At 44.1% G+C, this 15,999-nt stretch carries 12 protein-coding genes; 4 read left to right on the top strand and 8 right to left on the bottom strand.

Annotation, left to right across the window (positions count from 1 at the left end):
- Positions 1–7: 7 nt before the first annotated feature.
- The 4 genes from hpnH to LEPBO_RS0104440 are packed head-to-tail and all read left to right on the top strand — an operon-like array spanning position 8 to position 6,973.
- Complete coding sequence (hpnH, locus tag LEPBO_RS0104455) at positions 8–1,021, top strand: adenosyl-hopene transferase HpnH (RefSeq protein WP_017286333.1); 1,014 nt, start codon at positions 8–10, stop codon at positions 1,019–1,021.
- Positions 1,022–1,080: 59 nt separating this feature from the next.
- Positions 1,081–3,045 (top strand): protein kinase domain-containing protein, encoded by a 1,965-nt coding sequence (locus tag LEPBO_RS39775; protein WP_017286332.1) that lies wholly within the window; start codon positions 1,081–1,083, stop codon positions 3,043–3,045.
- A gap of 4 nt (positions 3,046–3,049) precedes the next feature.
- A complete protein-coding gene (locus LEPBO_RS39770; RefSeq protein WP_017286331.1) occupies positions 3,050–5,149 on the top strand; it encodes a protein kinase domain-containing protein in 2,100 nt (699 codons plus the stop codon).
- A gap of 57 nt (positions 5,150–5,206) precedes the next feature.
- Complete coding sequence (locus LEPBO_RS0104440) at positions 5,207–6,973, top strand: S8 family serine peptidase (protein ID WP_017286330.1); 1,767 nt, start codon at positions 5,207–5,209, stop codon at positions 6,971–6,973.
- Positions 6,974–7,036: 63 nt separating this feature from the next.
- On the opposite strand, the gene LEPBO_RS36150 is transcribed toward LEPBO_RS0104440, so the two are convergent.
- From LEPBO_RS36150 to LEPBO_RS0104400, 8 genes are all read right to left on the bottom strand, one after another.
- On the bottom strand, positions 7,037–7,852 hold the full coding sequence (locus LEPBO_RS36150) for a glycosyltransferase family 2 protein (RefSeq protein ID WP_017286329.1): 816 nt from the start codon (positions 7,850–7,852) through the stop codon (positions 7,037–7,039).
- Between the two features lie 28 nt (positions 7,853–7,880).
- Complete coding sequence (locus tag LEPBO_RS36145) at positions 7,881–9,086, bottom strand: polysialyltransferase family glycosyltransferase (protein ID WP_017286328.1); 1,206 nt, start codon at positions 9,084–9,086, stop codon at positions 7,881–7,883.
- On the bottom strand, positions 9,083–10,576 hold the full coding sequence (locus tag LEPBO_RS0104425) for a glycosyltransferase family 39 protein (protein WP_017286327.1): 1,494 nt from the start codon (positions 10,574–10,576) through the stop codon (positions 9,083–9,085). The genes LEPBO_RS36145 and LEPBO_RS0104425 overlap by 4 nt, the downstream gene beginning before the upstream one ends.
- A 65-nt stretch (positions 10,577–10,641) precedes the next feature.
- Complete coding sequence (locus tag LEPBO_RS36140) at positions 10,642–12,243, bottom strand: glycosyltransferase (protein WP_017286326.1); 1,602 nt, start codon at positions 12,241–12,243, stop codon at positions 10,642–10,644.
- Positions 12,222–13,208, bottom strand: coding sequence for a glycosyltransferase family 2 protein (locus LEPBO_RS0104415; protein WP_017286325.1), 987 nt, complete (start codon positions 13,206–13,208; stop codon positions 12,222–12,224). The genes LEPBO_RS36140 and LEPBO_RS0104415 overlap by 22 nt, the downstream gene beginning before the upstream one ends.
- Positions 13,205–13,978 (bottom strand): glycosyltransferase, encoded by a 774-nt coding sequence (locus LEPBO_RS0104410; protein WP_017286324.1) that lies wholly within the window; start codon positions 13,976–13,978, stop codon positions 13,205–13,207. Before LEPBO_RS0104410 ends, LEPBO_RS0104415 begins: the two co-directional genes overlap by 4 nt.
- Entirely contained in the window at positions 13,975–14,682 is a 708-nt protein-coding gene (locus LEPBO_RS0104405; protein ID WP_172410474.1) for an FkbM family methyltransferase, read from the bottom strand. Before LEPBO_RS0104405 ends, LEPBO_RS0104410 begins: the two co-directional genes overlap by 4 nt.
- Before the next feature lie 60 nt (positions 14,683–14,742).
- Positions 14,743–15,999: an ABC transporter ATP-binding protein gene (locus LEPBO_RS0104400; RefSeq protein WP_017286322.1), complete on the bottom strand. Its 1,257-nt coding sequence runs from the start codon at positions 15,997–15,999 to the stop codon at positions 14,743–14,745.

Here is a 15,999-nt window from a genome sequence, read left to right as displayed (position 1 = left end):
GATAGCGATGGGAGTCCCAATACAGCAAGTCGTCGGAATCGGCTCTTACCTAGTCAAACAACGTTTACTAGGTCGAAAACGATTTCCCTTGGTTTTGATGCTAGAGCCATTGTTCCGGTGCAATCTCGCTTGCACGGGCTGTGGAAAAATTCAGCATCCCGTTGAAATTCTCAAACAAAATCTTTCCCCGGAAGACTGTTTCCGAGCAGCGGAAGAATGTGGCGCACCTGTGGTTTCGATCCCAGGTGGTGAACCGCTTCTGCATCCTCAAATTGGGGAAATTGTTCAGGGATTAATCGATCGTAAAAAATTCATTTATCTCTGCACCAACGGCATCCTACTCGAAAAGAGCCTCGACAAGTTCAAGCCCTCGCCCTATTTCACCTTTATGGTGCATCTCGATGGGATGCGCGATTGGCATGATCAATGCGTCGATCGCAAAGGCGTATTCGATACGGCTGTCAAAGCGATTAAAGCGGCGAAGGCACGCGGCTTCCAGGTCAATACCAACACCACCATCTTCGAGGGTGCCAATCCTGAAGAAATGCACGAATTCTTCGATTTTCTCACCGAACTGGGAGTCGATGGAATGCAGATTTCTCCAGGCTACAGCTACGAATGGGCACCTGATCAAGACCATTTCTTGAAGCGTGAACAGACGCATATTCTGTTCCGTCAAATCCTTGCACCGATGAAAAAAGGGAAGAAGTGGAACTTTAGCCATAATCCACTGTTCCTAGACTTTCTCATGGGCGAGAAGGATTATGAATGCACGCCTTGGGGTAGTCCGAGCTATAGCGTTTTGGGTTGGCAGAAGCCTTGCTATCTCTTGAATGATGGCTATTACAAAACCTTCCAAGAGCTATTGGATAAGACGGACTGGAGCCAGTACGGTCGCAAGAGCGGCAATCCAAATTGTGCAGACTGTATGGTGCACTGCGGATATGAGCCAACGGCTGCGATCGACGCGATGCAACCACACAATATTGGACGTGCTATGACCTCTGTATTGGGTAAATAGCAGCAAAATCGGGAATTCTGGAGAGTGACATTTCACATCATGCTCCAGAATTTTCTGCTATGGTTCATCAGTCTGGTGATATTATTCAGCGGCGTTATCAAATCTTGGGACGCTTGGGTGAAGGCAACACAGGTATCACCTATCTGGCAAAGGATCAGACGACACAGAAACAAGTTGCCTTAAAAACGCTTGTTTTACGACAAGCCGTTAACTGGAAAACCATCGAATTATTTGAACGTGAAGCTGAGATTCTTCAGCAGTTCAATCATCCGAACATTCCCAAATATTTAGAGTATTTCGTCGTCGAGACTGAGCGTGACCGCAATTTCTACATCGTTCAAGAACTCGCCAAGGGCAAATCTCTTTTTGATTGGGTACAGCAAGGTTGGCACGGGACAGAAGCAGAGATTCGAGCGATCGCGCTACAAGTCTTAGAGATTCTCAATTATCTCCACACCCTGAATCCACCTGTCTTTCATCGCGATATCAAGCCGCAAAATCTAATTCGTCGCGCTGATGGTCAAATTTTTCTAGTTGATTTTGGCTCAGTTGGAAGTACGTATCACAATACATTCATGCAGGGTAGTACAGTCGTCGGAACTTACGGCTATATGGCTCCTGAACAGTTTCGTGGTCAAGTCGTTGCGGCAACTGATTTATACGGTTTAGGCACAACATTACTCTTTTTACTAACTCGTCGATCGCCTGCCGATTTACCTGTTCAAAAGTTGAGAATTGAGTTTCGATCGCAACTTCAACTCTCACCGCACTTTGCAGATTGGTTAGAAAAGATTTTAGAACCCGCGCCGAAAGATCGGTTTGCATCAGCAGAAATCGCGATCTCTCAACTCCAACCTCCACCCAAACAATCTTCAAAGCTCTCCATCGGAATCGGGGCAATGAGTGCCTTAACGCTCATTGCTTTAGTCGTTACCGATCACTATCGCTACGCAATTATCAATAAAGTTGGACTCACTCAATCTGCTTATACTTCTATCGATCATCGAGATTTATCCATCAAAGAGTATTTAAGTAAAGGTGGAGACCCAAATGCGACAGACATTGAAGGAAGAACTTTGATCTATCAAGCGATCGCTTTAGGAGAAGCTGACTCAATCCAACAAATCGTCGCAAAAGGCGGCAACTTGCAGTATCGCGATCATCAAGGTCAAACTCCCCTTCATGAGGCTGCACAACGCAAGCCAGAAGCGCTGAAAGCAATTCTCGCGCTGAATCAGATCGATATCAGCCTGAAAGATAAAAAAGGCAAAACCGCGATCGATTACATCAATTCTGAAGCCAATGCTCAACTGTTTGTAGAACACATCAGTCGGAGATCGCAGATTAAAGATCAGAAGCAACAACTCATCGAAACTCTGATTCAAACTGCAAGCCAACGAGGCTGGCTCAATCTGGTGCAGAGCCTTACAGAAGGAGATGTTAGTACTTATGTCAATCTCTCAGAAGTCTTTCAGAGAGCTGTGGCAAATTCAGATGCAGGTGTGTTTCGCTCAATGATTGCGAAACAGCAAAAGCTCACTCCAGACATGCTCAATCAAATCCATTTCCATGAACTCAAGTTTCTAACTCCTGAAGAAATTTTGGAACTCCTACCCTATGCGGATGCCCTCGATCGCGGTGGCAATACCTTACTAAATTTTCTGGTAGACCGAGTGGAGTCTGATCAAGATGTACAGACGATTTGGAAGTTGTTACAGGTTGGAGCTAACATTCATCAGTCGAATCTACAAGGGATCACTCCTTTGAAACGAGCGAGCATGGGAGGCAAGAATCGACCCATGCGAGAAGCAATCCGGCTGGCATTCAATGAACGAGCGGGCGTTAACCCATCCCGACGAAGAGAAGAAGAAAGGATTCGGCAGCAAGAACAAGCTGAGAGAAACTGGCAAAGCGAAAATGCATATCCTCGTCAGCCTCGCGATGATTCAGAACTAAGCAACAAACTCATGGGCATTGGCTCAGCACCGAGTCAGCGAAACAGTGAGTACAATCGAAACCGTTAAACCTATGGATATCATTCATTCGCACTACAAAATCTTAGAAACATTAGGTCAAGGCGGCATTGGAACGACCTATAAAGCTGAGGATCTGCACACTCAGCAGTATGTTGCACTGAAAGTTGTTTCACTGCGTCAAACGTCGGATTGGAAAACACTCGATTTGTTTGAGCGAGAAGTGAAAGTTCTCAAGCAACTGAATCATCCTGCCATTCCTCGCTATATCGATTCGTTTGAAATTGATACCGAAGACGATCGTTTATTCTGCATTGTGCAAGCTCTCGCACCTGGGAAAACACTAGCCCAATGGATTCAAAAAGGTTGGCGACCAGACGAAGACACAACGAAAGCGATCGCGTTTCAACTGCTCGATATCCTGGTTTATCTGCAAACTTTTCTACCGCCCATTCTCCATCGAGATATCAAACCCCAGAATATTTTGCGCGATCGAGAAGGCAATATCTATCTTGTTGATTTTGGAGCCGTTCAAGATACCTATCGCCAAACTGTAACCGGGGGCAGCACGGTTGTCGGCACACTGGGCTACATGGCTCCGGAACAGTTTCGCGGAAAAGCAACTTGCGCGACAGACCTTTATGCTTTGGGAACAACCCTACTTTATTTACTCACAGGCAAAGACCCCAATCAGTTACAAACATCAGATGATCTCCAGTTACAAATTCCGCCGAATTTGAGGATTTCTGCTGAGTTTAGTCGTTGGTTAAAGCGCTGTATTGAAGCAGCAGAGGAAGACCGATTTAATTCTGCGGCTTTAGCACTGTCGGCTTTGCAAGGTCGCAATCCGAAAGAAGAATTTGTATCGAGTCCCTCTCCGCAACGTCCGCGCAATACAAAAGTCTCGTTAATTAAGAGCGATCGTGCCTTACACATCCACTTTTCAGGGCAAAGCTTTCAATCGAGCAAAGCCGATAAAATCCGGATCAGAATCGGACTTGTTCTTCTGTACTTACTCACGGCATTCATTCTCTTTCGGATCGTGGCTGTCAGTCGATTAAACATGTCAGAAGTTGGCTACTACGGTTTAATCTTAGTTACCTTCCCTTGTGTCACAGCCCTAGCCGGAATCTGCTTTGCGAGAGATCTCCAGACTTTAATCAAACCCACAGTTTTGAGCGTTAATGATTACACGCTCATACTGGCAGGAATGCTAAAACGCTTCGAGTTCTACCAAAAGATCTCATTCATTCTTGAGGAAATTGAAGACATTCATCTCGAAAAAACTCGTAAAGGAGAGAGTGTCGGTGTCATCAGAATGCGCACCCAAGAAGTATATCAGTTTGGTCAATACCTCTCACCCACTGAACAACGGTGGCTCGTTCATGAACTTCAAACCTTCATTCAAGCAGCAAAACAAAGAGCCAAAGAAAGATTCGAGCAAATTCAAGATAGTAGACTCACGACTTTAGATGCTCTATTTCAACGCGCAATTAGGTGCTATCAGAGCGATCAACTCGCTCAAGCTGAAACACTATTTCATGCAATTTTGATCTTCGATGCTGCTAGTGCAGAAGCATATAACAATTTAGGTGTAATTCAGCATCGTCTAAACCAGCATTCCAAATCAGCAGATTTTTTTCAGAAAGCATTACAAATTGCTCCGAGCTATTGGGCAGCGAGAACCAATTTCGCGATCGCGCTTCAAGAAGACAATTTCACACAAGCGATCGCAATGTATGGAACCCCATGCCCATCTGATCAAACTACAGGCAATGAGCGCTATACCCTAATTTTGTATAATCAATGGCGCGGAAGCCTAGCAGATGCGATCGCAGAGTTCGAGACTCCCCCTCCTGATGAGGCATTACTTGCCATAAAAAATCATTGCCGCCATGCTGATTTGCTGCAATGCAAAGGGGACTTTACGACCGCGATCGATCTCTATCGACATGTGCTGAAATTGGCAAAACACAATCCGGCTCTCAGCGCCGAAATTTACGCAGAATTAGCCTGGACATTTGCAATGATGCACAATCTCAAAGAGGCACAGGCTTGCTTAGCACGATCGCGAAAACTTGCCCCAACCACTGAACACGGAACGACTCGCTATACCGAAGCCTTAATGCAATACCTCAAACCGAATCGAGGATAATTTCAAGCGTTTCAACGGGAATCTTGAGAGAGACTCTCTTTCCCACCAACCAGTATTATGCGACGTTTACTGCTGATCGGGTTATGCGTATTCAGCTTTTTGCTATCCGTTTTATCTTTCCAAGCCTTTGCGACTGAACCTGGGACTTTTGATTCAATTATTCTCGACTTCCGTGAGTCGCTGACCAGTGAGGAACTCTCTAGCGAACTCAGCGAACTAAAATCTGGCTACAGTAGCGACATTCGCCTAAACAGTGAATTTTCTCAAGCTGATCACGTCTTTGTGATGAAAGGCGATGCAGCACTACTTCGGAAACTCAAAAACTCCGATATCGGCAAGTATACGGAATTTGTGGAACCGAACTACATCTACAAAACGACGGGCAAGCCGAACGATCCCGACTATGACAAACAGTGGAACTTTCAAAGCATCAATATTGAAGAAAGCTGGAAACATACGCGAGGCAAGGGAACCGTCGTTGCTGTGATTGATACTGGGGTGAGCCAAGTTCTTGACTTAAAAGAAACTCAATTCGTTGAAGGCTATGATTTCGTCAACGATCGCTCAGATGCTTCTGATGATAATGGTCATGGGACGCATGTTGCAGGCACGATCGCTCAGTCTACAAACAATCGCTATGGGGTAGCAGGTGTTGCTTACGAAGCGAGCATTATGCCTTTGAAAGTCCTGGCAGCCTGGGGTGGAGGAACGACAGCAGATATTGCAGAAGCGATTCGTTGGGCAGCCGATCACGGGGCACATGTCATTAATATGAGCTTAGGCGGTGGGGGAGAAAGCCAACTGATGCGAGAAGCGATCGAGTACGCTCATAGTAAAAAAGTGACGATCGTTGCGGCGGCAGGCAATTCGAGACGGAGTGTTGCTGAGTTTCCAGCCCGGTATCCTCACGTAATCGCTGTTTCAGCCTACGATTCGACAACGAAGAAAGCGCCCTACTCGAACTATGGCACGGGAATTGATATTGCTGCACCAGGAGGTTCAATTCAATCTTCTGCAAATAAGAGTGGTGGAATTTTGCAGAACACGATTAATCCAGCTACAGGGGAATCCGTGTTGGAATACTTTCAAGGAACCAGTATGGCTGCTCCTCATGTAGCAGGCGTTGCAGCTTTGGTTCACTCACTAGGTACACAAGACCCAGATCGGATTGAAGGAATTTTGAAAAAGAGCGCGATCGCAGTTCAAGATGATCCGCAAAATTTCTATGGCTCAGGCAGACTCGATGCAAAAGGAGCCGTCAATTTAGCCTTGAAAGACCGTCCTTTCTTTTGGTGGTTATCTCCGAAGCTTTGGAGTGGTTTCTTCAGTCGTATTTGGTTTGATGGCAGTGCCTTCAACCTCGGTCTGAAGCTTCTCATGTTCGGAGTTGCGATCGCATTCTCGCAAGTATTTATTGCTCAGATGCCTCGAAATCGCGCTTCGCTATATTGGGGCTTGGTGCTCGGAAGTTGCGGATTGTTCTTCTTGCGAGGCATCTTTATCACGAATCTGCCTCAGTTTCCACTCCGCTTAGCAGGTAGCTCGATTCCTGAGTTGGTTGGCACGATTCTCAATTCCAATCTGCTGAATCCAATCTCTGCAAGTGTTCTGATTCCTTTCTTGCTGCTTGCTGGTTTGTTAGGACATCCTTCGTTGAAATGGTTTGCGATCGGGTGTACTTTCGGAGTTGCAGCTTGCTTAGCCGTGAGTGCAGTCTTTCTACCCGAAATGCAATGGCTAGGAAGCAGCGCGATCGCACGGGGCTATCTCGGCGTGAATGCTTTATTGTCGCTAGGTCTTGGCTTACTGGCAGCGCGAGAATAGCTCAGGCATTTTTTCAAAAATCCCCCATTGCATTCGGCTCAGAAGCAATGGGGGATGTTCTATTTATCTACGAAAGAACCGTTTAATCGTTCTAAAACAGAGTCTTAAAGCTGAAAAGACAATCGTGCGGCATTGATGCCAAATTTTCCAGATGTACCACTGAAATTGCTCAACTGGAGTCAGATGCTGTCGATATTTTCTTAGAATTTGTCGAACTCGGCGATCGCACTCTCCACTTTCCATATCAATAAACGTTTTCGTTCCTGCAATTCTGCGATAGTTCCCCCAGATTTCATCAACATAGTAAACGTGAGCCACTTGAACCACGCGGAGAATGAAATCTAGATCCATCGAATAGTGATCCTCGATCGCATAATTTCCAACTCGCTCATGCAGCGATCGATGATAAAAATAAGCGCAAGGATTACAAGGATAGGGATTGATATTCAACCCGAGAACGAGATCAAACAAGCGCAACTTAGAAGGCTTATTGATATCAATCACTTCTCCGTGATCGTTCCAGATTCGACAGTTTCCCACGATAAAGCTCGGTTCAGGTAGCGTTTTGAAGCGCTGATTAACTTGATTTAGAGTATCTAGCTCATAGTAGTCATCAACATTGAGAAACGTCAGCACATTGCCTTTTGCAAGTTGAATGCCTTTGTTCATGGCATCGGATTGACCTCGATCCGGTTCAGAGATCCAGCGAATGTGAGAATAGCAGTTCGCATATTTTTGAATGATACTAACTGTGCTATCTGTTGAACCGCCATCAATAATGAGATGCTCAATTTCATCGCACGCTTGAGCAATGACGGTTTGAAGACAGGACTCAATGAACTGCTCTCCATTGTAAACAGGAGTCACAATACTAATCATAGCGATCGCACAAAACCTGGTGTTCGATTCATAGCACGTCTTGTTGAGAATTCAAAGCGGACTGTAAACGATAGCAAGCTTCATGTAAGGTTTGTTCATGCTCTAAGCGGGCATCCACAAAGTCTGGATAAAACGATTGTGTAGTTAAATCTGCTCCGAATCCAATGAAGCTTGGTAGATCGAAGAGAAGCTGTAAGGACAAAAAAGCAGAACTGACGGCAAAGATACGAATGTTCTGCTTTTTTTGAGTAAAAGCTTTGAGAAAGAAAATTTCAAAGGGTAAAAAGAACAGATTTGAATCAGTCAGGAGAATGACTTCACGATATAAATGAGAACATAGTTTCTGCAATTCTTTAATCTTATTGGGATCATCTCTAGGATGAGGTTTGATGATCAAGACACTATCGGGTGGAATGCTGTGTGAGCTAAGAAATTCATAGTAGGCGTGAATTTCACGAGCTTGAGGTAAGCGTTCTCCTTCTGAAAAGTTGGAAGTGAGTAGAATTGAAACTGGCGAATCTTGAATGATGGATTGAATTTCAGCTACGCGATCGTCATCGACAAATGAGGTGAATTGCTCAAACAAGTTGAGGAGCTGCACTGGCGCAAGCTTGACGCTTGGCATGGGTGGCGTTTCTCCAAAAATGTCAGGCAGCACAAAGTAGCCAATATCAAAAGGCAGAGAGTAGAGCTTTGTTTTTAACTTCAGGCGTTCACGAATTCGATGCCAGAGCGATCGTAGTTTCCACCAAGTCCAATCGAAAATTTGATCACGGGTTGGAGGCGGCGTAAACGGGCGACGAACGACGGCTGAATGCTCTGAGAAATAAAGCCCGATGCCGTCACCGTAGCAGACTCGATAAGCAGAGGGATAGGCATTGAGTAAAAGCTGATTCGTCAATTGCCAGTTGCGACAGAGATAGATTTCATCGGCTCGATCGAGTCCGAGCCAGCGATGAACTTGGCTATAAATTTGAGCGGGTCGAGTCGAGTCGAGTTTGTGACCAATTGCATTCAGTTGATCAGGGGTGAGATAGACGATCTCCTCCCATTCACAAATCGATCTCGCCATCTGCTCGATAAAGGTTGCAAACTCATAATGCTGCTGTTCAGGAGCATAAAGCTCATAGATGACGAGGTAATTTTGGGAGTCTCTCAACTGCCCTCGATGCAAGAGCGCTGATAATGCAGCAATGAGTTGGATACTTCCTTGGCAGGTGATAATTCGCTTCATTTGGGAAGAAGTTGAAAGAGCTTATCTTTGTAGATAGGTTGGAGTGTATAGGTTTGCTGGAGGTTCTGTTTTAGGTAGGTAAGAGGTTTATAGAGATATAAATTCGGTTGATTTGGAAGCGATGGAACTTGATGTCGAATCGCAAGCTGGAATTTTGTACTCGGCTGAACGAGATGGCTTAATGTTAGGATATCGCCGATCGTGCCGCCTCCCTGATAAGACTCTTCTGCACTAACGACGATCGCATTTTCAGCTTGATTGATCATCGATGCGATCGCTAAATCTTCACTCAGGCGATTTTGAAACATCTGCACCGTACATGAAAGCACACCTGCGGTAAGAATACTGACCAATGCGAACCGCCAAAATGCTTTCTGTAGAAGATTTGAGCCATTTTTTAGCTGAGTTGCAAACAGATGTGCAACTGCAAGCTGAATCCCTAAATAGCACGGGACAAAGTAGCGCCCATTCGTCGATCGTAATCCGCCCCAGATCAAGTCAGGAACAACAAAAGTAATGAGTAACGGTAAAACTAAAAGTGCAATCAATACCCAGGTTGCTTTTCGGGTACGGAGAATCAGCGATCGCGCGGAAAGAAAGGTGAGAAGCCCGATCGCAGTTGTAAATAAAAAGCTCCAAGAACCCGCTAGACTGCGTTTCAGAAAGATAAATTGATAATTCGTCACCCAACTCTCTAGCAACGTGTGGAGCGGAGTCGGTTGAAACATCCAAGCATTGCTTCTTTCGACCTGTGACAGGTTCACGGCTACAAAGAATAGCCAAGGTAAATATCCAAGGAATCCAAGGAATGAAGCTTTGAGAAAAGCACTCATAGGTTTCGTCAGTTTCACTTTCTGAGATGCGATCGCATGAATGCAATGACCTACCCAAATCAGAAGCGATAACAGAGACGTATATAGCGATAGAATGATTGAAACGCTATATAGGCTCCAAGCTAATTTTTTTGGAGATCGCATTGCATGAAGATATGCAGCGGAAGTAAACAAAGTCGTTGCCGCCCACAGAGAATATTCTCTGACTTCTTGAGCATAGTAAACCTGAAATGGCGAAACACTGACCAGTGCGATCGCGATCCATCCAGTAGATGGCAAACCAAATAACTCAAGACAGAGCCAGTAGATCGCTGGAAAAACGAGCAAGCTTAGCAGGCTTGGTAATATTCTGAGTGAAGTGAGATCGTTGCCAAACCATCGCATCCAATAATGTAAAAGTGTATAAAACAGAGGTGCTCGATGCGGTTCTTCAGTTGCTAAAGAGCGTACAACATCAAATTCAGTTTTCTCAGATGAAAGCTGTTGAAATTTGAGCACCTGATCGCGATCGAGGATTTGAGTATTAAAAATTTGAGTTGTAATTTCTGTGAGCGTATAGCCCGATGATCTCAGTAACGTATGTGCCTCATCATGCCAGTAAGGTCGTTCTCCGAGGGACGCAAATCGGAAAAAAATACCAAGCAGCAATAGGATCACAACAAGAAGCCTAAAGGGTTGGATCGATTTTATGTTCATTGACAGGTGTGACGATGACTTCAGAACTAGCGAAAGCGCGATCGCAGCTTCCGAATTAGAGATAGAATGCAACGAATGATTGGAGCCGTTTTGATCTGAGTTTTTATTATTCTACTGGCTCGAATCTCAGTTATTACTAAGTCTGCTTTGTCCTGCAACCTTGCTGAATCAGCTTGAGCAGAAAGTTTTTGATAAAGTAGTCCATGCTGTTCAAGTGCTAGATCATAGTTCTGATTGAACAAGCGAATGGATAACTGAATTGGAATACAGTTCTGATTTCTCATCCATTGATTCAATTGTGGGATTGCAAAGAAGTTAAAGGGCTGAACAATGATGAAAAAACCGCGATCGCAAAGTAGATTTGTACTCTGTTGAATCTGCTGCTCTAAGGCACGATCCACTCCACTCATGACTACAATTTGAAATTCTCCACCTGGATCAGGCTGCAGATCTTGTACATTGACTTGCAGCCCTGCCTGTAGATAGTCTGTTTGGGTCTGTACGAGTTGCTCAGAGTCAACAACGTGAGTCAGTTCAGCACGAGGTAAGTCTGCAAGGTCTGCGACGATCGTTGAGCAAGTTCGCCAACACAGAATCTTGAGTTTAGGATAGATGCGATGAAGTTCTTGAATGAGTTCGTAGAGTTTGAGACGAGTTTGAAGCCGGGTTGAGGTGTGCAATCGTCGATCGTGTTTGGGAAATTCGAGCTTGTTGAAAATCGATCGATATAGTTGTTGCTGGACTGTTGGTTGAGAGTAATGAGTGAGAAAATGCTCATGTCCAGCTTGGGCAATTTGGTTCGCTTTTTGAGGACGAGCAAGGTAGAACTGAATTTTCTCGATGAGTTCTGTCTCATTGCCGTAGCATTCAAAATGCTTGCCTTCTTCAAAGAGTTCAAAGAGTCCAGACTGCGGACGAATGCGATCGGTGAGTAAAAAACCTCCTGCCATCAGCACTTCAAACACACGCCGATTCAGATCTCCATTCAAACTACTATTGATAACAATCCGTGCTTTTGCATAGTCTTCTAGAGAGCTAGTGTAGTCTTTTTGGCATACATCTATGTCAATTCCAGATGTTCGGACTACATTCAAAATATGGGTTCGATACTGGTGTAATTCTGATTCAGAACCGCGAAAAATAACGGCGTACTGCTTCTCTGAGAGTTGAGGAATATATGGATCAATGACGATCGACCCAGGCAACCAAAATACATTTCTTAGTCCTGCCTCAGTAAAGAAGTGAAGATGCTGAGGGCTTTGATATGTCCAGTGGTAATCACAATTGAGATGCTTGCAATAGCTCACCATTCGACTCAACCCACCATCGCCTAAGTGAAAAGTGTCTCCCAATTTCATTACAGTTGGACAGTTCAACGTGTGGAGTCCGCGCGGCAGAAAGGTCATGACACGGGCAGACAGACTGACGAGATCGGGCTGGAATGGAAGCTGTTTGAGGAGGGGACGAATGTTGAAAGTGTTGTCAGGAATTGCGATCGCGTGACCTGCTCGAACAGCTTCGATGGGAGGATCAGGACAGGCGATGATGCGAGTTGAGGGCTGAGTAAGGTCGAAATCTGAGAGTGAAGCGGGTTTCGGGCGCAGTATCAGTTCCTTTGGGGTGAACATTCGGAAGGATTGCGGTGACGAAGGAAATAGAGATACGCCAACACTAACATGAATCCCTTGCGAATTTTAGGCAGGTTTGTACACCGAATGATGGATTGAAACGTATCAAATTCCTGTTGAGTTGGGTGAGGAATTGAACGGAACTCCTCACCTGCAAATTGATCAATGTCTTCGGAGTAATTGAATTTTTTAATCCAGAATTTGAACAAACGCTCGATCGCTTGTTCATACTGTTGAAAATATTCGGGCGATCGTGTTTTTAAGCGTCCGTAGTACCCATTATTGCCATGAACTCGATATTTTACGAGGGGTTGATTGAGGTAAAATTTGTGGGCATTCGCGATCGATGTTCCATAAGTTACACAGTCATCGGCTCGAATTCGCCAATCTTCTAAGTAAGGAATGGGAAAGATTGCTTCGAGAACATGCCGCTTCATCGAAAGGGTGGAAGTGCGATGTCCAATCCAAGTTCTTCGATATAGGGTGCTGATTTTTGAATAGCCAAGATCACGAGTGTGGGTGTAACAAGTTGCAATTCTTTCTTCGTTACCAAAAAGTTCTGAACTGGTAAATAGAAAGTCACAAGCTGGATGATTTTGGTAAAAGTTTAGAACGGTTTCGATATAGGTTTCTTGGTATACGTCGTCTGCGTCTAAGAAGAAAATAAGCTCACCTGTGGCAGCGTTGAATCCGTCTTGAAATGCTGCAAGTTGTCCTTCGTTTTTCTTTTTTAAGATGAGATTGATATTTGGGCTTCGATTAGAGGGAATCGTGCCCCCTAAATCTCCCAGAATGGGGGACTTTGAATTTAGAAAATCTTGTAAGACTTGGGCAGATTGATCGGTTGAGCAATCATCTACAATAATGATTTCATCGGCTTGGGCTGATTGATTGAGAACGCTCTCGATCGCATCAATCACATAGGTCTGATAATTATAGTTATTGATTAAAACAGAAGTTTTCATCGCAGTATTCGGCTCAGTAAAGATTTTCTAGAAAAGTTTCCTTCTCGAATATCGGGGCGAATATACGATCGTAAAACGCTTAACTCAATATCCCGTTCTGTCAAAATCCCTGCATCTATCGCTTCATGAAAGTATTGAAACCACAATTCGCCGTAGGGGTGATTGTAAGCTTTCCAAGGTTGAGTAAATAGATTGGTATAGTGAATCAATTTCGTTTCCGAATTGTGAAAATCGAATACGTTCCAGTTGGGGTCAAGTTCAGCGATCGCGAAAGGATGATGCTTCAGAAAGGCTGAACTCATTCGATTAAAATCTGTGTAAGTATAGCGCTGCTTTTCGATATCAAGAAAATACCTATCGAGATCAAAATAGCACTTTTCACAATCCATCAGCATTACGCTTAATCCCCAATTTCCACCATATTCTTGTTTAGCAAGAAAGTGGTGAATGCCTAAATCGATCTCATATAACTCTGAAATATCGGTGAGGCAAACTGTATCTGAGTCGAGATAAATTGCCTTGCCCTGATAATTACAAATTTTTGGGATAAGGTAGCGATACAAACTAAATTCAGTGACGTTTTGATATTTAATTTTGAGCGACATCGGCGCAGGAACCGGTTCTTGATCATTTCGCTCGATCGCATTATGAGTCCCGTTCAAAACGTAAATATCTAAATCTTGCTGCGCGTGTTTCCGTAAGGAATAGATTAAAACCTTGCGCTCGACTAAACTGGCTTCTCCAGAACCAATAAAAACTCGAATACTCATCTTGTACCTATTACGATATTCCAAGCTTTGTGAAGTTGAGGCGATTCTAAAACGGCTAACGTATCTCTTGAAGTTGAAATAAACTGATAACCGAAACTTTCAAGATGCTGACGGCATAAGTGCTGATCTGATACGTTTAGATGCTTATGTTCATAAAGCACGATCGCAGGTCTAAATTTTTCAAAGTCAATGAGTTTAATAATTTCAAAATCATATCCTTCTGTATCAATATGGATAACATCAATATGATGGATATGATGTTTATCACAAAGTTCTTCAAAGGTCAAACAAGGGACATCGCTTGTCATTAGTCGCTCTTCTAAATCTGGAATCCATTGAGCATGTTTTAGAATCGTTGGGAGCGAGAATGAACCAAGCTGGCTATACCATTCAGGTGCAGCACTGTCTTGCTTTAAATAGTAGAATTTTTGGGAGTTATTTGTATGAGCGATCGCGCTATTTTCCAAAATAATATTGGAGAAATCTTTAAAGTTCTTCTCTAACTCCTGAAAAATATAACGAACAGGCTCAACTTTAACTCCCGACCAATTCCACTTCAAAATAAACGGATAAATTGGATCGCCATTAATTCCATCATTGGCTCCAACTTGAATAAAAAATGGCTGCTGAGTTAGCGAGAGAGCATAGAAAATGCAATCAATTGGATCTTGGAATGCAAAATACCTCAAAAAAGGCGATCGCACAAATTTCCAGGGACATCTTTTTTTCAGAAATTGCCGAATTTTTGACCGAATTCCCATAGGTTAAAAACTCCGCCATTCTGCTTTTGTCAAAATCTTACACTTCTGAGGCAATCCTGCACTTCCAGTCCCAAAGAAATCCCCGCCTTCTACCACAATCGAAACTGCATCTTGTAGATAATCCAGTACTTCAGATTCGCGATAAGAGAAGAAGATAGGTAAGCGATACGTGCTGTTTGCTAACGGTAGCTGATTTAATCGACATCTCACAACGCCTGAATTCGCATTCAAAACAACGTTACTATCTGTAAAACTCGTTCTGAGCAATAGGATAGTTTGTCCTTTATCGTCTGAAACGGCAAAGCTAACAATCACACTCTCTAAAGCTTGACCTGAGTAGTTGACATAGCCAAACTCAAACTCATAATCTAAGCCAGATTGAAGAATTTCAACAGCTTGTCCTTGTGCATCTAAGACGCGAAAGCTAGAGACTTTCACTCTTCCTGAACCCGTACGATCGCGTCTTTCCAGCAAAGGAATCCGGCTCATCAACTGATAAGAGTTTTCTAAATAAACGTCGATCGCGGCTTGTACTTCTCCATGAAACGCAACCTGTCCTGCCTCCAGCACGATCGCCTGATTGCATAAAGCGCTAATCGTCTGCATATTGTGGCTGACAAACAAAACAGTTCGTCCCTCTTTTCCCACCTCTTCCATCTTATTCAGACACTTCTGCTGAAATTGGGTATCTCCGACGGCTAAAACCTCATCCACAATCAAAATTTCTGGCTCTAGATGTGCTGCTACTGCAAATGCTAAGCGCACATACATCCCCGAAGAATACCGTTTGACAGGTGTATCTAAAAACCGCTCAACCTCAGCAAAATCAACAATCTGATCAAACTTGCGCGCAATCTCCGATCGACTCATTCCCAAAATCGCGCCATTGAGATACACATTCTCCCGTCCGGTTAGCTCAGGATGAAAGCCAGTTCCAACTTCTAGTAAACTTGTAACTCTGCCTATCATCTCAATTCTGCCTTGAGTCGGCTCGGTGATTCGACTCAGCAGCTTCAAGAGCGTCGATTTTCCTGCTCCATTTCGCCCAATGACTCCTAAGCGATCGCCTGCTTGCAGCGAAAACGAAACGTTATCTAATGCCAAAAAATCTTCGGTCGATCGCTTCTGAGCGTTCCGATTGAACAACGATTTGACGGAACTTGCAATCACATCTCTGAGCAAAAAATTAGGCGCATTCGACTGATGTGCAATCTGATAGCACTTACTCAGATTCTCAACCTGAAGTACTAAATTTGACAC

Origin of the sequence: Leptolyngbya boryana PCC 6306, from assembly GCF_000353285.1 — a bacterium.
Taxonomy (GTDB): domain Bacteria; phylum Cyanobacteriota; class Cyanobacteriia; order Leptolyngbyales; family Leptolyngbyaceae; genus Leptolyngbya; species Leptolyngbya boryana.
The sequence above is the reverse complement of the archived record's forward strand: the minus strand, read 5'-3'. Positions and strand labels throughout refer to the sequence as shown.